Source organism: Cupriavidus sp. H18C1 (genome assembly GCF_049311595.1).
Classification (GTDB): Bacteria; Pseudomonadota; Gammaproteobacteria; order Burkholderiales; family Burkholderiaceae; genus Cupriavidus; species Cupriavidus cauae.
Map to the genome: position 1 here is coordinate 1,571,515 of NZ_CP186008.1, position 25,950 is coordinate 1,597,464.

13 protein-coding genes and 6 pseudogenes are annotated in these 25,950 nt (G+C 64.6%); 9 read left to right on the forward strand and 10 right to left on the reverse strand.

Annotation, left to right across the window (positions count from 1 at the left end):
- The first annotated feature begins 85 nt into the window (after nucleotides 1–85).
- From OJJOAM_RS07425 to OJJOAM_RS07440, 4 genes and pseudogenes are all read left to right on the forward strand, one after another.
- Complete coding sequence (locus tag OJJOAM_RS07425) at nucleotides 86–484, forward strand: copper resistance protein (RefSeq protein ID WP_422649371.1); 399 nt, start codon at nucleotides 86–88, stop codon at nucleotides 482–484.
- Nucleotides 485–575: 91 nt separating this feature from the next.
- Nucleotides 576–1,832 (forward strand): annotated as a pseudogene (locus OJJOAM_RS07430) (TolC family protein); the annotation flags it as partial.
- 39 nt (nucleotides 1,833–1,871) lie between these two features.
- Nucleotides 1,872–3,419 (forward strand): annotated as a pseudogene (locus OJJOAM_RS07435) (efflux RND transporter periplasmic adaptor subunit); the annotation flags it as partial.
- A gap of 3 nt (nucleotides 3,420–3,422) precedes the next feature.
- Nucleotides 3,423–6,933: pseudogene (locus OJJOAM_RS07440) on the forward strand (CusA/CzcA family heavy metal efflux RND transporter).
- A 61-nt stretch (nucleotides 6,934–6,994) separates the two neighbouring features.
- Here OJJOAM_RS07440 and OJJOAM_RS07445 read toward each other — a convergent pair.
- Nucleotides 6,995–7,321, reverse strand: coding sequence for a four-helix bundle copper-binding protein (locus OJJOAM_RS07445; RefSeq protein WP_422649372.1), 327 nt, complete (start codon nucleotides 7,319–7,321; stop codon nucleotides 6,995–6,997).
- A gap of 72 nt (nucleotides 7,322–7,393) precedes the next feature.
- Here OJJOAM_RS07445 and OJJOAM_RS07450 point away from each other — a divergent pair, with 72 nt between their 5' ends.
- Nucleotides 7,394–7,639, forward strand: a complete 246-nt coding sequence (locus tag OJJOAM_RS07450) for a hypothetical protein (RefSeq protein WP_422649373.1) — start codon at nucleotides 7,394–7,396, stop codon at nucleotides 7,637–7,639.
- A 39-nt stretch (nucleotides 7,640–7,678) separates the two neighbouring features.
- Here OJJOAM_RS07450 and OJJOAM_RS07455 read toward each other — a convergent pair.
- The 6 genes and pseudogenes from OJJOAM_RS07455 to OJJOAM_RS07480 all read right to left on the reverse strand — a co-directional run bounded on the left by OJJOAM_RS07455 (nucleotide 7,679) and on the right by OJJOAM_RS07480 (nucleotide 17,187).
- Nucleotides 7,679–9,926: pseudogene (locus OJJOAM_RS07455) on the reverse strand (heavy metal translocating P-type ATPase).
- 1,298 nt (nucleotides 9,927–11,224) lie between these two features.
- Nucleotides 11,225–11,467 carry an AbrB/MazE/SpoVT family DNA-binding domain-containing protein gene (locus tag OJJOAM_RS07460; protein ID WP_422649374.1) on the reverse strand — a complete coding sequence of 81 codons (243 nt, stop codon included), beginning with the start codon at nucleotides 11,465–11,467 and terminating at the stop codon, nucleotides 11,225–11,227.
- 109 nt (nucleotides 11,468–11,576) lie between these two features.
- Entirely contained in the window at nucleotides 11,577–12,806 is a 1,230-nt protein-coding gene (locus OJJOAM_RS07465) for a tyrosine-type recombinase/integrase (protein WP_422649375.1), read from the reverse strand.
- Between the two features lie 629 nt (nucleotides 12,807–13,435).
- On the reverse strand, nucleotides 13,436–15,040 hold the full coding sequence (locus OJJOAM_RS07470) for a hypothetical protein (protein WP_422649376.1): 1,605 nt from the start codon (nucleotides 15,038–15,040) through the stop codon (nucleotides 13,436–13,438).
- Between the two features lie 384 nt (nucleotides 15,041–15,424).
- Nucleotides 15,425–16,015 (reverse strand): hypothetical protein, encoded by a 591-nt coding sequence (locus OJJOAM_RS07475; protein WP_422649377.1) that lies wholly within the window; start codon nucleotides 16,013–16,015, stop codon nucleotides 15,425–15,427.
- Nucleotides 16,016–16,251: 236 nt separating this feature from the next.
- Complete coding sequence (locus OJJOAM_RS07480) at nucleotides 16,252–17,187, reverse strand: hypothetical protein (RefSeq protein WP_422649378.1); 936 nt, start codon at nucleotides 17,185–17,187, stop codon at nucleotides 16,252–16,254.
- Between the two features lie 472 nt (nucleotides 17,188–17,659).
- On the opposite strand from OJJOAM_RS07480, the pseudogene OJJOAM_RS07485 reads away from it, so the two are divergent.
- Nucleotides 17,660–18,133: pseudogene (locus OJJOAM_RS07485) on the forward strand (ATP-binding protein); the annotation flags it as partial.
- A 443-nt stretch (nucleotides 18,134–18,576) separates the two neighbouring features.
- Here the strand turns inward: OJJOAM_RS07485 and OJJOAM_RS07490 are convergent.
- The 3 genes and pseudogenes from OJJOAM_RS07490 to OJJOAM_RS07500 all read right to left on the reverse strand — a co-directional run bounded on the left by OJJOAM_RS07490 (nucleotide 18,577) and on the right by OJJOAM_RS07500 (nucleotide 21,608).
- Nucleotides 18,577–19,236, reverse strand: a complete 660-nt coding sequence (locus tag OJJOAM_RS07490) for a LysE family transporter (RefSeq protein ID WP_422649379.1) — start codon at nucleotides 19,234–19,236, stop codon at nucleotides 18,577–18,579.
- 296 nt (nucleotides 19,237–19,532) lie between these two features.
- On the reverse strand, nucleotides 19,533–21,023 hold the full coding sequence (locus OJJOAM_RS07495; RefSeq protein WP_422649380.1) for an MFS transporter: 1,491 nt from the start codon (nucleotides 21,021–21,023) through the stop codon (nucleotides 19,533–19,535).
- Nucleotides 21,023–21,608: pseudogene (locus tag OJJOAM_RS07500) on the reverse strand (hypothetical protein). The gene OJJOAM_RS07495 and the pseudogene OJJOAM_RS07500 overlap by 1 nt, the downstream one beginning before the upstream one ends.
- Nucleotides 21,609–21,908: 300 nt before the next feature.
- Between OJJOAM_RS07500 and OJJOAM_RS07505 the strand changes: the two are divergent.
- The 3 genes from OJJOAM_RS07505 to OJJOAM_RS07515 all read left to right on the forward strand — a co-directional run bounded on the left by OJJOAM_RS07505 (nucleotide 21,909) and on the right by OJJOAM_RS07515 (nucleotide 25,686).
- Entirely contained in the window at nucleotides 21,909–22,382 is a 474-nt protein-coding gene (locus OJJOAM_RS07505; protein WP_422649381.1) for a thioredoxin fold domain-containing protein, read from the forward strand.
- A gap of 421 nt (nucleotides 22,383–22,803) precedes the next feature.
- Nucleotides 22,804–23,277, forward strand: coding sequence for a TlpA disulfide reductase family protein (locus OJJOAM_RS07510; RefSeq protein WP_422649528.1), 474 nt, complete (start codon nucleotides 22,804–22,806; stop codon nucleotides 23,275–23,277).
- A gap of 264 nt (nucleotides 23,278–23,541) precedes the next feature.
- A complete protein-coding gene (locus OJJOAM_RS07515) occupies nucleotides 23,542–25,686 on the forward strand; it encodes an ATP-dependent helicase (protein WP_422649382.1) in 2,145 nt (714 codons plus the stop codon).
- Nucleotides 25,687–25,950: the final 264 nt, after the last annotated feature.

Genomic DNA, 25,950 nt, shown 5'->3' on the forward strand with positions numbered 1-25,950 from the left:
GTCAAGGAGCATTTCGCAGCGCAACACCTGCCCAACCCTTGCCAACGTCAAACGCTGGTACCATTCGGCCAATATGGGCCCACACGTGCGCACGTCCCTCCGGCGGCTTTGGCTGGCCGCATTCCTGCTGACCGCTTTCCTGACAGTCCAGCTGGCAGCAGCGGCGTACGCTTGCGCGGGCAGCCGGTACGCCGTCAGCACCGACCGGGACATGACGGGCATGACCGAGTCGTGTCCCGACATGGCGCAGAAGGCCGTCGAGCCGGATTCGCACGATGGGCTGTGCCTCGAACACTGCCAGCTGGGATCCAAGTCCCTCGACCATGCCAGCCCGCAGCTTCCGGTGTTTCATGCAAGCCTGGTCCATCCCGTGATGCTGGTGCCGGAGCCGCTGCTCGCGCGCCCGAACGCGACGGCTGCGGGAGCCACGCCACGCGGCCCTCCTCGCCCGCTCTCCATCCTGCACTGCTGTTTCCGAACGTAGCCTCCGCCGCAACGCCACCTATCGCGCCCCGACACGTCGTCTGAGGGCGGTCGTTGCTTTGCGGAGGCTTTATGCATTTGCGTTTCCCCCATTGTGCGGACGCCGGCTGGCGTTCGCCATCACGCTGCTCGGCGCCAGTCATACGCCATGGGCGCAGCCGGCGAGCCGGCTCTCGTTGCAGGAAGCGGTCGCGCTCGCATCATCCCGGTCGAGCGACGCAGAAACATCCTCGTCCGCGGTGCAGTCCGCCATCGAAATGGCGGTTGCAGGCGGCCAACTGCCGGACCCGGTGCTCAAAGTCGGTGTCAACAACGTCCCGGTCGACGGTCGCGACCGGTTTTCGCTCGGCACCGAAGCCATGACGATGCGGTCGATCAGCGTGATGCAGGAGTTCACCCGAACGGCGAAGCGCCAGGCTCGCGCCCAACGTTTCGAGGCTGAAGCCACCTCCGCGGAGGCGCAGCGCACGGTGGCGCTGGCCGCCGTGCAGCGCGGCACGGCCAGCGCCTGGCTCGAGCGGCAGTACGCCGAGCGAATGCTCGATGTATTTGCTGAACAGACGCAGTCCATCCGATTGATGGTGGACGCCGCCGAAGCCGCCTACCGCGCCAACCGCGGCACGCGGGCCGAGATTCTGACCGCTCAGCTCGAACTTCAGCAGGTCCGGAACCGGGAAGACGAGGCGCGCGCGGCTGTGGCTGCGTCCCGGGCGATGTTGCGGCGATGGGTTGGCGATGCCGCGGACCTGCTGCTTGCCGAGCCCCCCGCCCTTGAGTTGCCCACCTGGCTGGGCAATTTGGACGCCGATACCGTGATGCGACTGCCGGACGTGGCCGCCGCCCAGGCGCAGGTCGGCGTCGCCGAAGCCGACAGCCGGATCGCAAGCGAGAACAAGGTGCCGGACGTCAGCGTGGAGTTGATGTACAGCCAACGGGGTCCCGCGTATTCCAATATGGTGTCCGTCAATGTCTCCCTCCCCTTGCCGTGGGACCGGAAGCATCGTCAAGACCGCGAACTGGCGGCGAAGCTGGCGCAAGCCGAGGCGGTGAGGGCACAGGCCGAGTCGATACGCAGAGGCGTGCTCGGCCAGGTCCGCGGCAAGCAGGCGCAATGGCAGCTCAATCAATCCCGCCTGGCGCGCTATGTCGACACGACCCTGCCGCTGGCCAAGGCTCGCATCGATGCAGCACTGACCGCCTATCGTACCGGCGCCGGAACGTTGACCGCGGTGGCGGACGCGAACCGCAAGGCGCTGGACATCTCGTTGGAGCACCTTCAACTGGAGGCCGCCACCGCGCGCCTGTGGACGGAGCTCGCCTTTCTGCTGCCGCTGCCGACCGCCGCGCAGGGGCCGGCGCGTGCAACGCGCGTTCATGGGGGGATGGGAATGAACAGGACCGCGATCGGTCGCGCAGCGGCTGGCCTGCTCGTCGCCGCCAGCGTAGGCACGGCTTATTACCTGGGCCAACAGCATGGGCGCAACATCACGCCGGCCGCCCCACCGTCCATTGGCGCGTCGGCCGGATCCGAACTGAAGGCCGGGGATATCGACCCGAAGACAGGCAAGCGCATCCTCTATTGGCACGATCCGATGGTGCCGGGCCAGCGCTTCGACAAGCCGGGCAAGTCTCCCTTCATGGACATGCCGTTGTCGCCCGTCCATGAGGATGCGGGCGGCGACGCCGCCGTCACCATCAACAGCCGCGTCTTGCAGAACCTTGGCATTCGCACCACGCAGGTCAAGACGGGACGACTCGAACCCACGCTCGAGGTGCCGGGCAATGTCGCGATCAACGAGCGCGACATCGAGGTACTGCAAGCGCGTACCACCGGCTTCGTTGAGCGAACCTATGCCAGGACCACGCTCGACCCGGTCAGCAAGGGTCAGGCGCTGGCGTTGATCTACGCGCCTGAATGGGTGGCCGCACAGGAGGAATACCTCGCTGTCAGCCGCATGAGCGCCGGCCTGCAGCACGATCTGCGGGAGGCCGCCATCGCGCGCATGCGGCAGGTCGGCATGAGCGAGAGCCACATACGGCTGGTGCAGAAGAGCGGCAAGCTGCAGCCGCGACTGGCCATCACAAGCTCGATCGATGGCGTTCTGACCGAAATCGGCGCGCGCGATGGCATGACCCTGTCGCCCGGCATGACCCTGTTTCGGATCGCCAGTCTCGCGACCGTTTGGGTGATCGCCGAAGTACCGGAAAGCCAGGCTGCCCCGTTGCAGCCCGGACAATCGGTCACGGCCGTCGCGGCAGCGCTGCCCGGGCAGACACTGGACGGCAAGGTCGATGCCATCCTGCCCGATGTCAGCACGGCAACGCGTACGGCCAGGGTTCGCATCGAGTTGAACAACAAGGGCCGGCAATTGCTGCCCGGCATGTTCGTGTCCGTTCGCTTTGCGCCAGCCCCGGGCCCGGATCGGCTACTGGTACCGAGCGAGGCGTTGATTCGTACGGGCACGCGCACCGTCGTCATGGTACAGACCGAGCAAGGCGGATTCAGCCCCGTCGAGGTGAGGATTGGCGCGACGGCGGGCGGACAGACCGAGGTCATCGAAGGGCTGAAGGCTGGCCAGAACGTCGTCGTGTCCGGGCAGTTCCTGATCGACTCCGAAGCCAGCCTGCGCGGCACCGCACAGCGCATGGCCGCTGCGCCCGGAGCCTCGGCGCCTGCAGCGCCAGCCGCGCCGCGCCCCGAGCATGAAGGCGTCGGACGCATCGAGGCGGTGACCGCCGAAGGTTTGACGATCTCCCACGGTCCGATTCCGTCGGCGCAGTGGGGCGCCATGACCATGGACTTTGCGGCTCCGCCGGCCGGGCTGCCGCGAGCGCTCAAGCCCGGCGACCGCATCCGCTTCCGCTTCCACCTCAACAGCGACGGGGTGGCAGTCCTGTCTTCGGTCGAACCGGCGGCAACGGCGCCCGGGGGGCAAGCCATGATCGCCCGGCTCATCCTTGCCTCCATCCGGAATCGCTTCCTGGTGTTGCTGGCGACCGTGATGCTGACCGCGTGGGGACTGTGGGCGGTCAAAGGTACGCCGCTCGATGCCTTGCCGGACCTTTCCGATGTGCAAGTGATCATCCGCACGCCGTTCCCCGGCCAGGCGCCGCAGATCGTCGAGAATCAGGTCACCTATCCACTGACCACCACCATGCTGTCGGTGCCGGGCGCAAGGACGGTGCGGGGCTATTCCTTCTTCGGCGATTCCTATGTCTACGTGCTGTTCGAGGATGGCACCGACCTCTACTGGGCGCGCTCGCGGGTGCTCGAATACCTGAACCAGGCGCAATCGCGTCTGCCCGCCGCGGCCAAGCCTGTGCTCGGCCCCGATGCGACCGGCGTGGGCTGGATCTACGAGTATGCGCTGGTCGACAGGACGGGGCAGCACGACCTGAGCCAGCTGCGCGCCTTGCAGGACTGGTTCCTGCGCTTCGAACTCAAGTCGTTGCCCAACGTCGCGGAGGTCGCCTCGCTAGGCGGCATGGTCAAGCAATACCAGGTGGTCCTGATGCCGGATCGGCTGCGCGCTTACGGGCTATCGCAATCGAAGGTGCTGGCGGCGCTCAAGGGGGCCAACCAGGAAACCGGCGGCTCGGTGCTGGAACTGGGCGAGGCCGAATACATGGTGCGCGCGTCGGGCTATCTGGAAGACGCTGGAGGACTTCCGGCAGATTCCGCTGGTCACCAGCGACACCGGCATTCCGGTGCGGTTGGGCGACGTCGCCACCATCCAGCTGGGCCCGGAGATGCGGCGCGGCATCGCCGAACTCGACGGCCAGGGCGAAGTCGCGGGCGGCATCATCGTGCTTCGCTCGGGCAAGAACGCGCTCGAGACCATCGACTCGGTCAAGACCAAACTCGCAACGCTGCAACAGAGTCTGCCCGCCGGCGTCGAAGTCGTGACGACTTATGACCGCTCCAGCCTGATCAAGCGCGCGGTCGACAACCTGACCACGAAACTGATCGAGGAGTTTGTCGTGGTCGCGCTGGTGTGCCTGGCATTCCTGTTCCATCTGCGCTCGGCGCTGGTGGCGATCGTATCGCTGCCGCTTGGCGTGCTGGCCGCCTTCCTGGTGATGCGCTACCAGGGCGTGAACGCCAACATCATGTCGCTCGGCGGCATCGCCATCGCGATCGGCGCCATGGTCGATGCGGCGGTCGTCATGATCGAGAACGCGCACAAGCACCTGGAACGCTGGCATGCGGACAATGGCGGGCGGGAACCGTCAGCTGGTGAGCGCTGGCAGATCATTGGGCAATCGGCCGCCGAGGTGGGGCCGGCGCTGTTCTTCTCGCTGCTGATCATCACGCTGTCGTTCGTTCCGGTATTCGCACTGGAGGCGCAGGAAGGACGCCTGTTCTCGCCATTGGCGTTCACCAAGACCTACTCCATGGCGGCGGCGGCGGGACTGTCGGTGACGCTGGTGCCGGTCCTGATGGGCTACATGATCCGCGGCCGGATTCCATCGGAACAGGCCAACCCGCTCAATCGGTGGCTGATCCGCGCCTACCGGCCAGCCTTGACCAGGGTGTTGACCTACCCCAAGACCACGCTGGCCATCGCCGCGACCCTGCTGGTGGCCACCGCCTGGCCGATCATGCGGATCGGCGGCGAATTCATGCCGCCGCTCGACGAAGGGGACCTGCTGTACATGCCGTCCGCCCTGCCGGGGCTGTCCGCCGGCAAGGCCGCCCAACTGTTGCAGCAGACGGACAGGCTGATCAAGACCGTGCCGGAGGTGGCGACCGTGTTCGGCAAAGCAGGCCGGGCCGATACGGCGACGGACCCCGCGCCGATCGAGATGTTCGAGACAACGATCCAGTTCAAGCCGCGCGACCAATGGCGCCCCGGCATGACCACCGAGAAGCTGGTCGAGGAGCTGGATCGGGTCGTCAAGGTGCCCGGCTTGTCGAATATCTGGGTCCCGCCGATTCGCAACCGGATCGACATGCTGGCCACAGGGATCAAGAGCCCGGTCGGCATCAAGGTCGCCGGCACCGACCTGCAGGAGATCGACCGGCTTGCCATGCGCATCGAGGCGGCGGTCAAGACGGTGCCGGGTGTTACGTCCGCGCTGGCCGAGCGGCTGACCGGCGGCCGCTATATCGACGTCGATATCAACCGCGTGGCCGCTGGCCGTTATGGCCTCAATATCGCCGACGTGCAGAGCATCGTGTCCTCGGCCATCGGCGGCGAGAACGTCGGCGAGGTGGTCGATGGCTTGGCGCGCTTCCCCATCAACGTGCGGTATCCCCGCGACTATCGCGACTCGATCGAGCAATTGCGCCGCCTGCCGATCGTGACAGACAAGGGTCTGCAGATCACGCTGTCCGACGTTGCACGCATTCAACTGGTGCAGGGCCCGCCCATGCTCCGCAGCGAAAATGCGCGCCTGTCGGGCTGGATTTACGTCGATATCCGGGGACGGGACCTGCGCTCCGCCGTGCAGGCCATGCAATCCGCGGTGGCCGAGGCGGTACCGATGCCTGCGGGCTATTCGGTCAGTTGGTCCGGGCAGTTCGAATACCTCGAGCGCGCCAGCGCCAAGCTGAAGGTGGTGGTGCCGTTCACGCTGCTGATCATCTTCGTGCTGCTGTACGTGGTATTCGGGCGCCTCGACGAAGCGATGCTGATCATGGGAACGCTGCCGCTGGCGCTGATCGGGGGGTTCTGGCTGCTCTACCTGCTGGGCTACAACCTGTCCGTGGCAGGGATTGTCGGCTTCATCGCGCTGGCCGGCGTCGCGGCGGAGTTCGGCGTCATCATGCTGCTCTATCTCAAGCATGCGTGGAACGAGCGGTTGGAAGCGGGCCAGTCCGATGTCCACTCCCTGCTCGACGCCATCCAGCAAGGCGCCGTGCTGCGCGTGCGCCCGAAAGCCATGACGGTCGCGGTCATTCTGGCCGGCCTGATTCCCATCATGGGGTCGCATGGCACCGGCTCCGAGGTGATGCAGCGCATTGCCGCGCCGATGGTCGGCGGCATGGTGACCGCCCCATTGCTGTCGATGTTCGTCGTGCCGGCGGTGTACCTGCTGCTGCGCCGACGCCAGGCCGCACACGCTACCCCTTCCGCCACCCCCCTCACTTCAGAAGGAATCGCAATGACATCATCCATCAAGACCCTCGCTGCCGTCCTCGCTCTTGCCGCCGCGCCCATCGCCTTCGCGGCCGGCGCAATGGAGGGCAAGGACATGAAGGCGCCCTCGGCTTCCAGCCAGGCTGCCCGTCCCGTTCCGGCGGAAATCAGGAAGATCGATGCCCAGGCCGGCAAGGTCACGCTCAAGCATGGTCCGATCGAGAACCTCGGCATGCCCGCCATGACGATGGCATTTCCGGTCAAGGACCGCGCGTCCCTGAGCCGCTTCAAGGAGGGCGATGCCGTTTCGGTAACCTTCGGCAAGATCGATGGTTCGCCAGCCGTTCTGGATATGCAGCGCAAGTAGGAAACTGTGGCGCACGCGATCGATCGATTCTCATCGCGTGCGTTCACCACACCCGTCGCGATCAGGCCATGGCGCGACAGGCCTCCGCGCAGCGCTGACACGCCTTCGCGCAGTCCTGGCAATGCTGCGCCGCGTGCTTTGCACATTCCGCTGCGCACGCTTCACAGAAGCGAGCGCAAAGCTGGCAGACGTCCCTGGCGAACTGGCTGCCTCTTGACATTACTGCCGCAGCCAGGCGGCAGACCTGTGCGCAATCCAGGTCAAGCCGTATGCAGTCGGCCATTTGCTGCACATTCGACTCTTGCAGGCACGACGCCGCGCAATGGTCGCACGCGACGGCACAGGCGTTGCAAGCCTCAATACACGCATTGAATCTTTCATGTGGCATGGCAATACTCCTTAAGTCGGGCGACGCCGAATGTCAGGCGCCGACTCCACCGGAGCAAAGGCCAGGCCAGCCGTGAACGCCGCCTCGCGCTATTCGACCGGATGGCAATCGTATGGCGGTGAGGGGCTCGTCATGGCGGACTTCCTGGGGCAGCAACGTGCGCGTTCGCAACTACTGCGCTGGTCGGTTAACCGGCTCGTCATGACGCCGTCATCTGGCACCCGGCCGCCACCGCATGCGCTCGATCCGGGCCTACCTCAAGAGCGGTCCACGGTTACAAGGACAGTGGAAAACATGCAAGCGACGACGCACGGCTGATGCGCGCTAGCGAGCCGGACCCCGTAGTGTTTGAATCGATTACACCTTCGCTTGGCGTAACCTCAGGGCATTGAATACGACCGAAGCAGAGCTCAGGCTCATCGCCAGCGCCGCGATCATCGGCGACAGCAGCAAGCCGGTGGAGCCATACAGAATGCCGGCCGCCAGCGGAACGCCCAATGCGTTGTAGACGAAAGCGAAGCCAAGGTTCTGCTTCATGTTGCGGATGGTCGCTTCCGACAGCAGTCGCGCCCGTGCAATGCCGACCAGGTCGCCCTTGACCAGCGTCACCTGCGCGCTGTTCATCGCGACATCGGTACCGGTCCCCATCGCGATGCCTACGTCGGCCTTTGCCAAGGCCGGCGCATCGTTGATGCCGTCGCCTGCCATCGCCACCACCCGGCCTTGCTCTTGCAGGCGAGAGACCAATGCGAGCTTGTCCGCGGGCTTGACCTCGCCGTGTGCCTCCTCGATACCCAGCCTGGTGGCAACCGCGTTGGCGGTCTTTACGCCATCGCCGGTTGCCATGATGACGCGAACCCCGTCCTCCTTGAGCTGCGCCAGCGCCTGTGGCGTGGTTTCCTTGATGGGATCCGAGACGGCAAGGATGCCCGCCAATGCGCCATCCACGGCGAGATACATCACGCTGGCACCCTGAGCGCGCAACGCATCAGCGTCGCTGGCCAGCGCTTGGGTTGCAATGCCTTCGGCCTCCATCAGCGCGGTGTTGCCCAGCGCCAGCTTCCTGCCAGCCACCATCCCTCGCACGCCGATACCGCTTTCCGAATCGAATGCTTCGGCCTTCTCCAGGGTCAGGCCGCTCTCGCGCGCCGCCTCCACGATCGTCATTGCCAGTGGATGCTCGCTGCCTTGGTCCAGGCTGGCGGCAAGACGTAGCACCTCTTCCTCGACAAAGCCGTCCGATGCGATGGCGCGATCGAACTTCGGCTTCCCCCTGAGTCAGCGTTCCGGTCTTGTCGACGATCAACGTATCGACCTTGCGCAGATTTTCGATGGCCGCCGCGTCGCGGAACAGCACGCCGCTCGAAGCGCCCTTGCCGCTTGCCACCATGATCGACATCGGGGTGGCCAGTCCGAGCGCGCACGGGCATGCAATGATCAGCACGGCAACGGCATTGATTAGGCCATAGACCCAGCTCGGCTCGGGTCCAAACACGCCCCATGCCGCGAAGGTGAGCAGCGCAATCGCGATGACGGCCAGAACGAAAACACCCGACACCTTATCGGCCATCCGCTGCATCGGTGCGCGGGAGCGCTGCGCCTGCGCCACCATCTGAACGATCTGCGCGAGGACGGTTTGAGTTCCGACCTTCTCGGAGCGGATGACCAGACTGCCACTGGTATTCATCGTGGCCCCGATGACCTTGTCGCCGACCCGCTTGGTGACCGGGATTGGCTCCCCGGTGATCATGGACTCGTCCAGCGAGCTCGCGCCTTCCGTTACCACGCCGTCCACCGGCACTTTCTCGCCGGGTCGCACGCGAAGCAGGTCGCCGACATGTACATGCGTCAGCGGCACGTCTTCTTCGGTTCCGTCTTCCCGGATGCGGCGAGCGGTCTTTGGCGCCAGCCCAAGCAACGATTTGATGGCCGCGGATGTCTGTGAGCGCGCTTTGAGCTCCAGCAACTGTCCCATCAAGGTCAGGGAGATAATGACGGCCGCCGCCTCGAAGTAGACGCCAATGCGGCCATGTTCCGCAAAGGTCGACGGGAACACCTGCGGGACCACGGTGGCGATCACGCTGTAGAGGTAGGCGGCGCCCGTACCAAGTCCTATGAGCGTCCACATGTTGGGGCTGCGGTTGATGAACGACTGGACGCAGCGCTCGAAGAACGGCCAGCCTGCCCAGAGCACCACGGGAGTCGCGACGACCAGTTCCATCCAGCTTTGCGTGGATGCCGGAAACCAACCCAGCCGATGCCCGAACATTGCCAGGACAAAGGTCACCACTGTCAACGGCAACGTCCACCAAAACCGCCGGCGAAAATCGATGAGCTCGGGGTTCTCCCGGTCGTCCAGTGCCGGCAGCAGCGGCTCCAGCGCCATGCCGCACTTCGGACAGTTGCCGGGATGATCTTGGCGGATCTCGGGATGCATCGGGCAGGTAAAGATCGTGCCGGGCGGGGCTTGCTCGGTGTGGGCGACCTGCGGCGCGACGTACTTCGCTGGCTCCGCCAAGAACTTGCTCTGGCAGGACTGGCTGCAGAAGTAATAGGCGATGTCCTCGTGCTCTGCGCGAAATGAAGAGGCCGTACTGACTGACATGCCGCAGACGGGGTCCTTGGCGCTCGTTGCGCTGCTGCCAAACGATACGGCGCCGTGCTGATGCGGATGGTGATGTGGTGATGCATGATCGGCATGCGCATGATGCTGGTCTAAGACCGCGCCGCCCCTCTTCGCACGGGTATCCTTATGGGCATCTCCGCTCCGATGCTGGTGATTGCTACTCTCCATACTCCCTCTCCTTCGCAATTCACGCTTCGAGATGAAAACCGCGCCTCGGCGCATAGCTTGCGGCAGGCCCGCGGTAGCCACATAGTGGAATAGGATGCACCTTCCCACTGTGGGAAGGTCAATCCTCCTGATATACGCTCGCAGTGTTGGAGACTCCGGGAAAATGCGAGAGCCCTTGGGCAACACTGAACCTTTGCCACCATGCCTCGAGAACCGTCAGCCACTGACCGACCACAACCGCGCTTGGCAGAGTCCGATACCGAGCGCGCCCGCCTCCAACGCCAGGCTATCGAAGGGCGCCTGTCGGTCTTGCAACTCTCCCTTGCCCAGGCGGTGTATCTGGCCAGCGCCGGCGCCGCAGATGATTCACTTTCGATCTTGCGCGTATTGGGATTAGACGTCAGCACGCTACAACCGCTGGCGTCACGGCCATGGGTTGACATGGCGGCGCGAACGTCCAGCGTGAGCTATCGGGGACGGCTTCCCACCGATGTACTACGCGCCATGCTGCTTACCGGCGAAACGTCGGATCCGTGGTGTGCACACCTTGGTTACTTGCTGGACGAGGCTCCCCCTATCGCTTCTGGTGCTAGCGATCGAGGAAACGGCGCAGCACCACGGCGTCCCCATGAAACCACTCTGGCGCAACCTGAGTCGGCTGGTTGTCAGTTGCCAAAGCCGCCGGCTCGCGGGTTGGCCTGCGCTAATGGACTCGGGCTAGTATCTTGGCCGGCTCTACCGTCGACCGCCCCGCGGGTCCATTCGGCGTACGCTGTCTGCCGAGCCGTAAGGTGATCACGGTCACCCCACGCACAGCGCGGGGCGCAGAGGGGCGGAGTGCATGGTTTCCCCCACCTAGCCGATCCGTTCGGGCTGGATATAGTCCCCGAGTACTAATTGAAATGAAGAAAGGGGCCATGAATCAGGATCCGGTTGTTATCGAACAAGCCGAGATTACGGGCTGGGGAACCATTCCCAAGCGCTGCCTTGCGCGGTGGCCGAGACAAGCGCGCGGGCTTCATCCGAATATTGAGTTTGGGCGGAGAGGGCGGTTCGCGTGCATGACGGCCCGTCTGCTTAAGCTCGCCGCGACTTCTCGGCCGCCGCCATTAGAGAAGCTCCTTGCCGACTCGCGGGCCAAAGTCAACTTCCTCGTGGAGGTTTTCCGCTGTGATGCCGGCGATAAGGACATCTAGTTCAGATTCCGCATCCGGCAGCGGTTCGATCACTATCCGACCGTTTTCCTCGCGCACATCAACAACCGCATCCACGCTCAATTTGGCTGCTTCCATGATCGCGGCCGGGATGCGGACCGACGCGCTATTGCCCCATTTCTTAATCACCATGCGCATTTGGACGCTCTCTTGACATAGCATGTCGACACGACGTTGGACGTCGTCGAAGTTATTGACGCTCTTCTAACAGCAGCTCAGAACCCATGGGTCCTGTAGTCGCGGCGGCTTACGAGCGCGCTAGCGTGCCCCCAGTTTCGCGCATAGAGTGCGCGCTCACGCTCATCTTCGTTGGACCAGTGGCGTGAGCGGATAGCTTCATCCGGATCCTATTCAGGGCGCGTAGCGTCTCGTCCCGCACTCCTTGCCGCTTCAACTCGCTGGCCAACTCTTCGAGCGCCGCCACGATCTCTTCACCCGGTGTTTGAGTTGCACTACTCGCCCGCTCGATTTCATCGAATGCCCAATCCACGTACGTCCATAGGCTGTTGATGCTGGAATGGCCTGTCATGCTGGCCAGTCGACTAAGAATCGTCGTTAGGGCATCGAGCCCGAGAGGAACGTCAGATCGAACACTATCTAGCCTCTTTGCCACCTGCAGTGTTATCCACCGATGGCGAAACATGTGTGCTGTGGCGCGCTCCTTGATACCCGCGCTCCGTCGTAGGCGGCCTATCGTCTGCGTGACTGTGACTGGAGCCAACTGTTCTCCGGATACCGAACAAAACGCCCAGCCGGCATCGTCAGATCCGCGCTTTAGCGTCCGGCGGCGATCAAAGAGCAAAGCGCGCTGGATATCTATGAACCTGTTCACCGCCGCAATTGTGTCCAGCGGTACCACGACTTGGCGTGTCGGATTGCCCCGTCGCTTTGCAGATCGAATATCCAGCCTCCCGCCGTTTTCACGAGCGGCCCTCAGCGCCGCGACAGTAACCCAAACCAGTTCCTGGCGGCGAATGCCACTATCCATCAGCAGCTTCAACATGGCAAGATCTCTGGCACGCACGAACGACGACGTTGGCATCGATGAAGCTTGGGCCATCAAGGTTGCGATGTTGTTGGACGAAATCGGACGCACGACTCTTGCAACGTTCGGTGGCCCAACAGCGGGATGAGATCGACGCTGGACAAGTCGCCCACGGACCCGCGTGGACTTGAATTCAATCGTAATTGCCGCGCCATCGCCATCCTCCCCAATGATCGGACGTTCCAGTACCAACCGCTGTTGGAACCACAGAAGGAAGTCGATTACACGCAGGATGATCCGATTGACTTGCCGAGAACTAGTCTTTGACGAGGGGCGTTCACGCAGCCACCCCGCTAGCTCCAATAGGCGATCATCGGTCAGTTGTTCGAACTCAATATTTAACTTCGCCACAAATCTGACCAGATGAGACAGCTGTGCAGCGTACGTCGCCACTGACGACGGCGCGCTGTTCGCTCGCAGCAGAGCGATCAAGTAGGCGTTGACCGGCCAGCAAGATAAGCCGCTGGGCCAATACACCGCTGCAATCTTGCCCGCGGACAAGAAGCTTGATGGCCCGCTGCCACCATGCTGCCGAAGACGGAATGTCGGATCGGTCAACTCCCACAGTTTTGACATCACTTCACCAGATGCAGCTGTGGCTTAGAGGCGCCGTGCAGTCTCAAGTGATGCTTTAATTCTTGGGCCGCTGTGTCGGATGTGCTCGCGAGACGCTTCAATCGCTCCAGCAAATCGAGGTAACGTCCCGTCATTTCCATGACTGCCCCGGCCCGATCAGATGCCGATTGCTTGCCATGCGGTGCGTGCCCGGTGGTCTTCGCTCGATTGCGCGCCCCTGGTAGCAGAGAAAGAAGTCGATCTTGCCCTCCCTCGAAGCAATGATTGATATGCCCACGTAGAGTTTTTGGGGTCATGCGGTAGATACCTAATTGGGGATCATGCCAAGCCGACAGCCGCTCGAAACTTCGGAAGTGCTCGGCATTCCGATGGTCCCCCCTGGAGGAACGATTCAAGTTGCTCTAGTCGAGCGAGCGCACTGAAACGATTTTTCTCCGCGAGTGATCTGACGCTTTCCGCTGTTTGCCCTGCACGTAGCCGCGGCATCATAGCTCCTCGCGTTTTAGGTGGATGAAAACCGTATATCGAACACCTTCGGAGGTTCTGATTTGACCTGGCCGAGCCGTATATACGCCTTGCGACTGTAGGAGCTCGAGATAGTCGTGTAGTTCGCTCTCATCGAGGACCGCCAAATCGCTTACTCCAAAGTGCCTTCGCAACAAGTTACGAAGCTGCTCGAGGGCGAGCCTGTCATCGTCGCTTCGAACTGCATTGGCGGCCAGCGACGCCTCCACGGAAGAAATTTCAGAGCCGGTGAGGTCTTCTTGGATGTAGGTCCATGTCCGGTACATCTCCTCATGTCCCATCATCCAAGAAAGCGCTGGAAGAGAGTTCTCCAGTCCGCCAAAGTGGAAAAAACTCATGGCGAAAAGTCGCCTCAGCTGATGAGGACGGATATGCCATCGTTTTCCGTTGTGGTCTCGAAGATCCAACCAACCGGATAAGAGAGCGAGCTTGCTATATATCGAAGCTGGCACCAGCGTGTCGATTAGCCGCTCCGTTCGCACCACCGAAAAAAACAGCCGACGTGCCAATAGTGTGTCGTCGATCGATGCTACTGCCAGGAGAGCACGTCGGATGCGAACGAGGGAATTCACAGCCGCGCCTACTAACGGAGGAGCTGGCTTTGACACGTGGCGTCGCATCCCTTGTCGGCCTGTTTTGCGAAGTGCAACCTCTACGTGCCATCTGCCGGCGCGCTGCCACACGTCATCATCCTCCAGCTCAAGCACCTCGCTCTTTCTTGAGCAGGTGAAAAGAGCTATCACAGCGAAGCAAACGGCAGTGTGAATATCGAGCAGGTCGCACACAGTAAGGGCGTCACCGTTTGCGTACTGGTCATGCCACCCAAACCGTCCGGTACGCCAAACACCGTCCACGTTCAAATCTTTCAAGCCCGTTGGCAGTGGTATGGATGCGAACGCCGCTTCCATCCGAGCAACGGCGGAGTTCGAGGACGGTGGCACGGACGACATGTGGTCTAAAAGATGTTCGACAAAGCACGTCAGCGCTTCCCCATGACACATCAACCAATCGACGCATCCACTTACCAGCTGCTTTGCCACACTCGGTGGGATGGTTTTCGTTCGTGTCCGACTGCTTACTTTCAAGAACGTCAGGTGTTCCCGTACGGCAGCGACGTCGCACAGCTCCCAATCTTGCAAATGCGTGGAGCGGGCCGCTATTCCACATCGGAGGACCCACGCCACTACGCCGTCGGTATTCCAATACTCTTGATCCACGGCGCGCCACTTGGGGCTCGACCCCTTCGCTTCATCACGGAGTTGGTATCTTTCAAGATACGTCCGAAAGGCGATCAATCGAGCGTATCGCCGTGGCGAGGTGGAAACGGCTTCCGCTACCTTGGCGGCAATCAAACGCCCGTGGCGATCATAAAAGCCGATGCGGGCCAGGGCGTCCTTTGCTGCCCTGAGGGAATCTTGCGCTTGCGAGGGTCGACCGCACGCTAAACGATCATCCTTCATTAGATTGACCATGAAAGCCTCCCAGCGAGCGTTCATCCCAGCGGTAGCCGAGACGCCTCCTTCCTTGAACTGAACGACATACTCCCTGCAAACATCCCAGCTCATTGCCCGTACTCCAGACCGGATTGCCGCCTCATAGTGCTGTACCGCCAAGAATTCAAGCGTGCTGATTAAGCGGTGATGAAAGGCCGCAAGCCGACTCGGCGGAAGCGACTCTGGTCCAGTGAAGGCAGAAAGCAGTAGCGCTTTGCCGTCCTCCAACAGTATTCGATGTGTTGCGTCAGACAGTCTTCCCGTCGGCAGTCTAAGATCCCAACGCAACTCCGTCAGATTCCTCCATACACCATTTACCTTGCGAGCTCGCGCGCTGCTTGCTACTTTCCACACTGGATCCGCAAGAGCGCTGTGCAACCAGTGAGGCCGCCGTTCGCTATTTGCGGCAATCGCTGCAGCGGCGAAAAAGTCTTCGAGATCCTGGGGGGAGGGATGTCATTGGAGCCTTGGAAAGCGAATTTGTTCGCTTAGTTCTGAGGCCAATACCTCTGCGCTCTGTATCAACGATCTGACCTCCTGAAAGACCGTTGGCAATGGCGCCTTCAGAGAGTCCATGAACTCACACCAGAATCTTGGTGTCATATTGGTTAGCACGTCAGGTTGCTCTAGCGTCGCCTCCGGAATGCCGCGCAAATGCTCGCGATATAGCACCAGGACGGCAAGCGCGCGCACATCTTTGCAAAGAACAAGAGGCGGAATGCTTGCGTCGGCTTCCGACGGGCTCGATACAAACGCGGCCATTGCATCGTTCTGTCGATATGCATCAGGAATGCCAGAATTGAGGAACAGATGCAATTCTTCCAGAGTGCGAAAGTCGGTCATCTTCAGTAAAGAATCACTGTCGGATACTGCTGAAGTAATGAGGATATTTTGGTGGCGACGGATCTGTCTTTCGTGAATTGCTAGACGAAGTGCCTCTGGAATGTAGTGTGCGATCGTGGTTCTGATGTTTCGATGGCCGAATGCACGAGCAGCCGCGACCAAGTCACCTCCGGACTGAAGATATTCCAGGACACCAACGCTCACCCTTAGAGCCTTCAGAGTGGCACACTCCCGCCATCGCTCGAGTTCGGGATGCCGCTCTACGAAGGGAGTTCTGCGAGATTGGTTGCTTGACTTCCCCCAGTCTCTTTCGCCTCGCTGTCCTCTGAACGCAGTGGAGAGCGTCTTTTTCCGAAATATCAATTACATCGTAAGTAAGGGTATTGACGCCGAGCCACAGACGATTGGCAGCGCGCGCTTTACCATTTTTTCGAAGCTCCTTACGAAGGACTTCGGTACATTGGATAACACACTTGATAACGCGTCTCGACAGGGGGAGTAAGAAGCACAGCACGCTCTGTACCTGCGCGTGGTTTTTGCAAAACGAGTCTTGTTGCAGATCCATCGTCCTCAGTGGCATCAAGTAACAAACTCATCCTGCCCTGGTCGTCAAATACGGTAGCTCGAGCGAGCGAGGTTACGTTGATGTTCGGATGCTCGAGAAGGAGCAAGACAAAACACACGGCGGCAATGCCGCTGCTCATCAGGCCTAAATGCGGTAGCAGCGTGTTCTTGCCAGACAGCTGAACGAACCGCCAATGCGGCGGAGTCCCAGGCACTGTGCGCGCGGACTGCTTCCCATCCCGGAGGACATACTGGGCGTACGGCCGCGGAATTCCGCCCATTTCGTGATGAACGACCAGTAGGAGGTGTTCTAGCGAATTTGGATGCCCTCCCTCTGGCCGGAACAGATGCTTCCCGCAGATAGGATCCACATATTTTTGCGGTCCCGTCCTTGTCTCCAAGAGCGTTTTCAGCCGGCCATAATCGCCGCCTCGGATCAACGCATGCCCATCGTTTCTGGCCCTCTCGAACGCCGAGAACTCGCGGAGAGCGCACTGCTTGAAAACTTGGATCGCCTGCCTGAGACGATGCTCATAGTCCTTAAGATACTGATCGTCCGCGGCACTGATGGAGATGGGCTCCAAGAGTTCTTCGTTGTAAGAATCTTTCTTGAAGTTTAAGGTCCGGGGAATCCGGCCGTGATGCTGATCCGGATATTGCGCGGCCGCCTCTCTGCTGGATCGGACAAACCGCTGTGGCAAGGGGCGTAGTGCGCTCGCGTGCAGATTGAATTTTGGTAGGAAGCCAACGGCTCTGGCATCTTTCAAGAATTGCAGAAAGCAGCCCCACTTGAAGCTTACGGTCGCCACCATGTTCCCGGCACCTATGCCTTGACGATAGAGAGCTTCCCGTAGCCGTGCCAGCTCCAGTACCAGGTCGTCTGGGCACCGGCCTGGCCCTGGCGCTTGCGCGCCGTGACGGCTCACTTCTTCTCGCCACAACTCGAGTACGGCGCGCACGGCGTACGTCTGTGTCGCAGTCGAATAGCGGGCTGAAAACCGCCGAAGAGCGCGCCACGCGATTACTCGAGATTCTGCAGTCAGCCATGCCGCGAAGCCGGTGAAATCAACGACGGTCCTGCCAGACTCCTTGGCCGCATTGGCAATCGTTAGGTATCCCTCCTCGAGGTCAACGACATCCGCTGGGGCGTCGTCCCTATGACCTGTATCCCTTCTACCTGCCCTGCTATCCACTTTGCCCACACGTCTGCCCCTTTCCCTTGGTATGGGCCCATTATTGGAACCTAGACCTAACTACCTCAACCAATTTTTGTCACAAAAGAAATCGATGAATCCCTGCCCCTGCGGCTATCAGGGCCATCCGGCCCGCGCCTGCCGCTGCACGCCCGACCAGGTGCTGCGCTATCAATCGCGCCTGTCCGGGCCGCTGCTGGACCGCATCGACCTGCAGATCGAGGTGCCGGCGCAAAGCCAGCAGGAGACGCTGGATGGCCCACCCGGCGAGGACAGCGCGGCGATCCGCGCGCGCGTGCTGGCGGCGCGGGCGCGGCAGCTCGAACGGCAGGGCAAACCCAATGGAGAACTGGCGGGACAGGAGATCGACCGGCATTGCCCGCTCGACGAGCAGGCGCAGGGCCTGCTGCGCGCGGCGATGGCGCGCCTGGGCTGGTCGGCACGCTCGTACTTTCGCGTGCTGAAGGTCGCGCGGACCATCGCGGATCTGGGCGGCGAGGACACCATCGGCGCGGCGCATGCGGCCGAGGCGGTGCAGTATCGGCGGGTGTTGCGGCCGGTTTAGCGATGCGCTGCGTTCATCGGCTGATCGGCTGATCGGCTGATCAGCTTATCGCTCCGGGTCCCTTCTCCCGGTGGCGGGAGGGGTTGGGGAGGGGGAACGGCGCTCGCCATACCGGCAGTGCCGGTCATTCAATCGCCCCTGCCCTCTCCCCCCGCCCCTCTCCCACCAGTGGAAGAGGGGAGCAAACCGGCGCGGTAGCAGAGCGTGGCCCTGAATCAAGCCTGACGCCGTGCCTCGGGCGGCTCGCCCGGCGGTTCCGGCTCCTCCTCGATCGGCGGATGATCGGGCGGCACGCCGGGCGGCGGCGGGTCTTCTATCGGCGGAACAGTATGGTGGGCGCGGCGCGGCATCGGTGGCTCCAGGAGCGAGGTAACCACCATTGAAGCAAACCGGCCGGGGGATCGCCAGCCAGCGTGGTCCTGTCCGGTCCGGTCCGATCGCGCTCAGCCCGGCTGCCGCCGCACGAAGAACAGCGCGGCGCCGACCGCCATCAGCACGCTGCCGAACACGCGGTTCTGCCAGCGCATCGCGCGCGCGTCGCGAAACAGCCCCTGCATGCGCGAGGCCAGCAGCGCGTAGCCGTGCATCACGATCAGGTCGACCGCGCACATCGTCACGGCCAGGATCGCCAGCTGCGGCGCCAGCGGCCGCCCGGCGTCGATGAACTGCGGCAGCACCGCGACCATGAAGACGATGCCCTTGGGATTGGTGACATTGGTCAGCAGGCCGGTGGCGAAACGCCGGCGCGGACTCATCGCGGCCACGCGGATGCCGCCCTGGGACTTGCCCTCGCCATTTGCATCGCCCGGCTCCTGCTCGACCCGCGCCCGCCACTGCTGCACGCCCAGATAGATCAGGTACAGCGCGCCGACCGTCTTGACCGCCGCGAACGCATGCTCGGACGCGATCAGCAGCGCGCCGAGCCCGCCGCCGGCGACCAGCAGCACGATCAGCAGCCCGGTCTGCAGGCCGAGAATCGTGGTGGTGGTCTTGCGCAGCCCATAGGACAGCCCGTGGCTCATCGACAGCACGGCGCCCGAGCCCGGCGAGACCGCGATCGCCCAGCAGGCCGCGAAATAGGCAAGCCAGATTTCCCAACGCATGATTTGCTCCTTCCTGTTTTTGCCCAGGCCCGAACCTTTTCAACCCCCGGAACCTTGCCGGCCCCTGGGACCTTTCCATTCCCCGGACTTCTCCAATCCGCGGACTTTTCCAATCCGCGGACCTTTCCAATCCCCGCACCTTTCCAATCCGCGGACCTTTCCAATCCCCGGACCTTTCCAATCCGCGGACCTTTCCAATCCCCGGACCTTTTCAGATCCCCGGACGTTTCCGCGGACGTATCCAAACCCCCGGACCTTTTCAGCCCCCCCCGGATCGCTCCAAACCCCGGCGGCGTTCAACCCGCCGCCCGCCGCCAAAGCCGTGGCACGAGCGCATACCAGAGATAGCCGACGAGCTGCAGCCCCAGCAGTCCGCCAAGCGCCGCGCGGAACGCGTCGGCCTGCGGCAGCCCGGCGTCGCGGAAGAGATCGATCGCGACCCCTAGCCCCCACTGGATCAGGAAGCTGCCGCCGAACACCAGCAGGTTGTAGGTGGTATTGGCGCGCCCGGCGACCGCCGCCGGAAACGACAGGCTCAGCGTGCTGAGGATCAGCGACAGCGTGCTCGCGCACATCGCCAGCAGCGGCCACAGCAGCCACGCCGCCGGCGCGGTCCAGGCGACGATCGCCGCCTGCAGCACCAGCGTCAGCCCGGCGCCGACCATCACCAGCCGCGCGGACTCGACCGGATCGCGCGCGCGCCGCGGCGCCAGCCAGCCCAGCAGCAGATAGCCGGCCAGCAGCGCGATATTGAACAGGAACAGGATCTGCGCGGTGCGGTCCGGCCCGAAGCCCAGCACGTCGACCAGCCAGGGGCCGACCCACAGTGTCTGCACCGCCATGAAGCCGGCCTGGTTCAGCAGGCCGAAGGGCAGCACGCGAACGAAGGCCGGATGGCGCAGCAACGCCCGATAGCCGCCGGCCATCGTGGCCGCCGGGACCTGCGCAGCGGCGGTCGCGCGATCCACGCCGTTCGTCGGGCTTCCCCCGCTGTTCGTCGCGCCGTCCGTCATGCCGTCCGTCGCGCTTCCTGCCCCGCTGCCAGTTGCACTGACGGTCGCGTTACCAGTCGCGCTAGCAGTAGCGATATCGGCCGCGATATCGACAGGATCGGCGAGCGGACTCGCCCGCTCCGCCCCGCGCGCCAGCCGCGCACTGCGCCGCTCGACCCGCGCCAGTCCCCGATACAGCGCCAGCGCCGACACCAGCAGCAGGCCCGCCATCACCAGGAACACGCCGCGCCAGCCCAGCCACGGCAGCACCGCCTGCACCGGCAGCGTCGTCATCAGCGCGCCGCCGCTGCCGGCGACCAGCATCCAGACCGACAGCTGGCTCTGGCGCGCGGTCGGAAACCAGCGGCGATAGGCGGTGTAGGACGCCATCAGGCAGGCCGACACGCCGGCGCCGATCAGCGCCCGCCCCAGCCACAAGGTCGCCGCCGAGCCGGCCAGCGCAAACACCAGCGCGCCCACCGCGGCAATCAGCAGCAGCGCGGTTTCGACGCGCCGCACGCCGCGCCGGTCCAGCCACTGGCCGACAGGCAGTTGCATCGCCGCGAAGGCGAGGAAATAGGCCGACGACAGCAGGCCCAGGTCGGCGTTCGACAGCCGCATGTCGGCGATCAGCTCGGGCGCGATCACCGCGTTGATGGTGCGCAGCGCGTACGACAGCACATAGGCCGCGGCGAAGCAGGCGAACACCAGCGCGCCCTCGCTACGCCGCAGCAGCGAGGACGGCCGCATGGACAGTCCGATGCGGTTGCTGCGCGAGCCGGTACGGGGACGCATCAGAACGGGTGGAAGCCGGCCAGGAACTGCTCGACCTGCTCGGCCTGGCGCTGGTCGCGCGCGGCATCGCCGGCCTCGAGCACGACGGCCTGGTAGACCTTGGTCCCCCCTGGCGACCAGCCGCGCGGTCAGCCGGCGCGGCGCCTTGTCCTGCGGCGAGACGCCGGCCACACGGATCTCGATGCCCTGCAGCGCGACCGGCGGCTGGGCCGACGACATCACCGTGACCGCGCGCGTCTGCACCGGCTCGGTCGGCGCGTTGCCCAGATTGGCCAGCAGGCCGGACTGCATCGCCGACAGCGCCTCGGCGCGCAGCGCGGCATCGTCGCTGGGCAGGCTGACCACGCCGACCGCGAACAGCGTCTCGTCGACGCGGGCCGCCTCCATCGTCATCGGCAGCTTGCGGCCCGCGATCGCGACATCGCGCGCGGCGCTGGTCGGCTTGCCGGGATAGAGCGCGGCATAGCCGCCCTCGTTGGACTGGATGGTCCGCCAGTCGTAGCGCGGCGAGCAGGCGAGCAGCGCGGCCACCGCCAGGCCGGCGCAATACCGGGCCGGCCGGCGGAGGAACGAAAGGCGAGACATCGGGAAGCCTGAACGACGGGTGGAAAAAGACGGCCGATAAAGGGGAACGAAGCGCCGCACCGGCAAGGGGTGCGGCCAAGCCGCTATTATCGGGGATCAGGCACTGACGCAGTGTCTTTCTGATCTCGATATTTCATTATGGTTTTGGACTTCGCAGGTCGCCGCATGGGTTCGGCATGGCTCCGGGGCGCCGCCCGGGCGCTGCCTGCCGCCCAGTCGGCTGCCCAGTCGGCCGCGCGATCTGCCGCGCTATCGGCCGCGCGATCTGCCGCGCTATCGGCCGCGCTGCTCGTCGCCCCGTTGGTCACCCTGCCCGTCGCCGGCCTGTCGCTCGCCCTTGCCGCGCCATCGGTCCAGGCGGCCAGCCCCGTGCACCTTCCGGCGGTCGCCGACCTGGCGGCGGAAACCCGCGCGGCCAGCCTGCGCGGCGAACCGCTGGTGGTGCTGGTGACGCTGCCGAACTGCGGCTATTGCGAAGCGGTACGGCGCAACTACCTGGGCCCGCAGGCCGCCGCCGGGCAGCTCGCTGCGCGCGAGCTCGACATGAGCGCCGCCACGCCGATCCGCGATGCCGACGGCCGTGCCACCACCGCACGCGCCTGGGCGCGCGAGCATGGCATCCGCTTCGCGCCGACGGTGCTGTTTCTCGACGGCAAGGGGCGCCCGGCCGCGCCGCCGCTGCGCGGCATGCAGCCGGACTTCTACGGCGCCTATCTGGAACAGTCGCTCGACACCGCCCGCGCCGCGATGGCGGCCGCGGCCCGCGGGCGCTGACCCGCCGGGGGGCCACCACGCGGCCCCGCCACGCCACGCCACGCCCGAGCCCGAGCCCGTCCTCGGGCTCGGCTCGGCTGGGCTCGGCTGGGCTCGGCTGGGCTCGGCTGGGCTCGGCTGGGCTCGGCTCGGCTGGGGCTGGGGCTGGGGCTGGAGCTGGGGCTGGGGCTGGGGCTGGGGCTGGGGCTGGGGCTGGGGCTGGGCTGGGCTCGGGCTCGGGCTCGGGCTCGGGCTGGGGTTCGGGTTCGGGCGCGCGCTCAGGCTCGAGTTCGGGCTAGAGCTCGGGTTGGGCGCCATCGGCCACCTCGGCGCTAGAATGGCGTTTTCCCCTCCTTCGGTCGGCCCATCATGACTTCGTCCGCCTCCCAACCGGAACGTCCCGCCTCCCCCCCGCAAGCGCTGGCCGCTGATCGTGGGCCTGCTGGTGCTGGTCCTGCTCGGCTGGTTCGGCTACCGGGCGCTGACTCCGGCCCAGCATGCGCCACAGGCGACCTTCGTGCTGCTGTCCGGCGAGCGCGTCAGCACCGCGCAGCTGCAGGGCAAGGTCTATATGGTCAATTTCTGGGCCACCAGCTGCACCACCTGCGTCAAGGAGATGCCGGACATGGTGCGCACCTACCAGCAGTTCAAGGACAAGGGCCTGGAGTTCGTCGCGGTCGCGATGAGCTACGACCCGCCGATGTACGTGACCAATTTCACCGAGACGCGCAAGCTGCCGTTCAAGGTCGCGCTCGATTCGGACGGGTCGGCGGCCAGGGCCTTCGGCGATGTACAGCTGACGCCGACCACCTTCGTGGTCGACAAGGACGGCCGCATCCTGAAGCGCTACGTCGGCGAGCCGGAATGGGACAGCCTGCACCGGCTGCTGGACGAGGCGCTGGCCAAGGCGGTTTGATGCGCTGACGGGGGCGGGGCTGCGCTCTCGCCCAGCCCCCTCTCCCGCAAGCGGGAGAGGGGCGCAAACCCGCAGCGTCCCAACGGCGATTGGGTTCGCCCTCTCCCGCGGGCGGAAGAGGGTCGGGGGAGAGGGCATTCCCGGCGCAAGCTCCACCAAAAGCGCCCGTCAAGTCGCTTCAACCATCCCCCCGCTTGCCCAACACATCTGTATGGATATACAGTCTGCGGCGAACATTTCCGGTTTTCGCCCTCGCCCGCCCCTGTGTCCGCCGATCTCGCCCTCGCTCCCGCCGCAGCACTGTCCGATCCGATCGCTCCGAGCGTTCCGGCCGACCCGGCCGCTCCGGTCGACTATCTCGCCGCACTGAACCCGGAGCAGCGTGAAGCGGTCGAGCACGCCACCGACCGGCCGCTGCTGATCATCGCCGGCGCGGGCTCGGGCAAGACCAATACGCTGGCGCACCGCGTCGCGCATCTGCTGCTGGGCGGCGCCGATCCGCGCCGCATTCTGCTGCTGACGTTCTCGCGGCGCGCCGCGGTCGAGATGGGCCGGCGCGTCGAGCGCATCGTCGACCAGGCCTTCGCCGCCCGCAACGGCACCACCTCGTCGGCCAATCCCGGCCGCGCCGCGCTGCAATGGGCCGGCACCTTCCACGCGATCGGCGCGCGCCTGCTGCGCGAATACGCGGAGACGCTGGGCCTGTCGCCCTCCTTCACCATCAGCGACCGCGGCGATTCGGCCGACCTGATGAACGTGGTGCGGCACGACCTCGGCCTGTCGGCGCAGAACGCGCGCTTCCCGCGCAAGGAAACGTGCCTGGCGATCTATTCGCGCGTGGTCAACACCCAGTTGCCGCTCGAAGAAGTGCTGCAGCGCCAGTTCCCGCGCTACGCGATGTGGGTGGACGCGCTGCGGGCGCTGTTCGCCGGCTATGTCGAGGCCAAGCAGAAGCAGCAGGTGCTCGACTACGACGACCTGCTGCTGTACTGGGCGCAGGCGCTGGCCGAGCCGGCGCTGGCCCGCGACATGGGCGAGCGCTTCGACCACGTGCTGGTCGACGAATACCAGGACACCAATGCGCTGCAGGCCGCGGTGCTGCTCTCGCTCAAGCCCGACGGCCGCGGCCTGACCGTGGTCGGCGACGACGCCCAGTCGATCTACGCGTTCCGCGGCGCCACCGTGCGCAACATCCTCGACTTCCCGCACCGCTTCTCGCCGCCGGCGGGACAGGTCACGTTGTCGCGCAACTATCGCTCGACGCAGCCGATCCTGGCCGCGGCCAACGCGGTAATCGGGCTGGCGGCAGAGCGCTTCACCAAGGACCTGTGGTCCGACCGCGCCAGCGCCGAGAAGCCGGGCGTGGTGGTGGTGGGCGACGAGACCGAGCAGGCGCGCTTCGTGGTCGAGCGCATCCTTGCCCGGCGCGAAGAAGGGCTGGCGCTGATGGCGCAGGCGGTGCTGTTCCGCGCCGCCGACCACAGCGCGCAACTCGAACTGGAACTGGTCCGCCGCAACATCCCCTTCGTCAAGTTCGGCGGACTCAAATTCCTCGAGTCGACCCACGTCAAGGACATGCTCGCGGCGCTGCGCTGGCTGGAGAATCCGCGCGACCGCATGGCGGGCTTCCGCACGCTGCAGCTGATGCCGGGCGTCGGGCCCAAGACCGCCGCGCGCGTGCTCGACGGGCTCGAGCTCGCCAGCGATCCGCTGTTCGCGCTCGAATCGTTCGAAGCGCCGCCGGCCGCGGCCGAGGCATGGGCGGAACTGGTCGCGCTGGCGCGCGAGGCGATGGCGCCCGCGGCGGCATGGCCGGTCGACTTCGAGCGCGTGCTGCGCTGGTACGAGCCGCATCTGGAACGCCTGCACGACGATGCCGCCGCGCGCGCCGCCGACCTGCAGCAGCTGGCGCGCATCGCCGCGACTTACGGCTCGCGCGAGCGCTTCCTGACCGAGCTGACGCTGGACCCGCCCGACGCTTCCAGCGACGAATCGGGCGTGCCGCTGCGCGACGAGGACTACCTGATCCTGTCGACCATCCATTCGGCCAAAGGCCAGGAGTGGAAGGCGGTCTACGTGCTGAACGCGGTCGACGGCTGCCTGCCGTCCGACCTGGCCACCGGCACCACCGAGGAGATCGAGGAGGAGCGCCGACTGCTCTATGTCGCGATGACCCGCGCACGCGACCATCTCGACATCGTCGTGCCGCAGCGCTTCTACGTGCATCAGCAGCCCGGCATGGGCGACCGCCACGTGTATGCGTCGCGCACGCGCTTCCTGCCCAATCGCGTGATGCCGCATTTCCACAGCCGCGCGTGGCCGCCGCCTCCGCCGGTCGACGCGGCGCCGCAGCGCGCGTCGCTGCCGGCGGTCGACCTGGCCGCGCGGATGCGCAATATGTGGCGGTGAGCCGGGCGTAGTGGTCGTAGGGCCGTAGCAGCCGTAGTTGCCCAGCGGCCCGTAGGTACCGTAGTTGCCGTAGCGGACGTAGCCGCCATGGCGTCCGCAGCAACCATAGGGGCCGTAGGCCGTAGCCGCCGTGCCCGTTATGCCGCGCTCGCGACGACGGCCTCAAACCAGCGCCTCCTGTGCGCCATAGCTAACACCCGCCGCGGCGCCGCGCCGCGGACGCCGCCATGCGGTCGAAACGGCCCCCGGCTCGCCGTATAATTC

What these genes read in the sequence shown, in the direction of transcription:
- OJJOAM_RS07445 (WP_422649372.1), bottom strand. Translation starts at nt 7,321, where the DNA reads ATGCCACATGAAAGATTCAATGCGTGTATTGAGGCTTGCAACGCCTGT.
- OJJOAM_RS07460 (WP_422649374.1), bottom strand. Translation starts at nt 11,467, where the DNA reads ATGCGCATGGTGATTAAGAAATGGGGCAATAGCGCGTCGGTCCGCATC.
- OJJOAM_RS07470 (WP_422649376.1), bottom strand. Translation starts at nt 15,040, where the DNA reads ATGAGCTGGGATGTTTGCAGGGAGTATGTCGTTCAGTTCAAGGAAGGA.
- OJJOAM_RS07480 (WP_422649378.1), bottom strand. Translation starts at nt 17,187, where the DNA reads ATGGTGGCGACCGTAAGCTTCAAGTGGGGCTGCTTTCTGCAATTCTTG.
- OJJOAM_RS07490 (WP_422649379.1), bottom strand. Translation starts at nt 19,236, where the DNA reads ATGCGTTGGGAAATCTGGCTTGCCTATTTCGCGGCCTGCTGGGCGATC.
- OJJOAM_RS07495 (WP_422649380.1), bottom strand. Translation starts at nt 21,023, where the DNA reads ATGCGTCCCCGTACCGGCTCGCGCAGCAACCGCATCGGACTGTCCATG.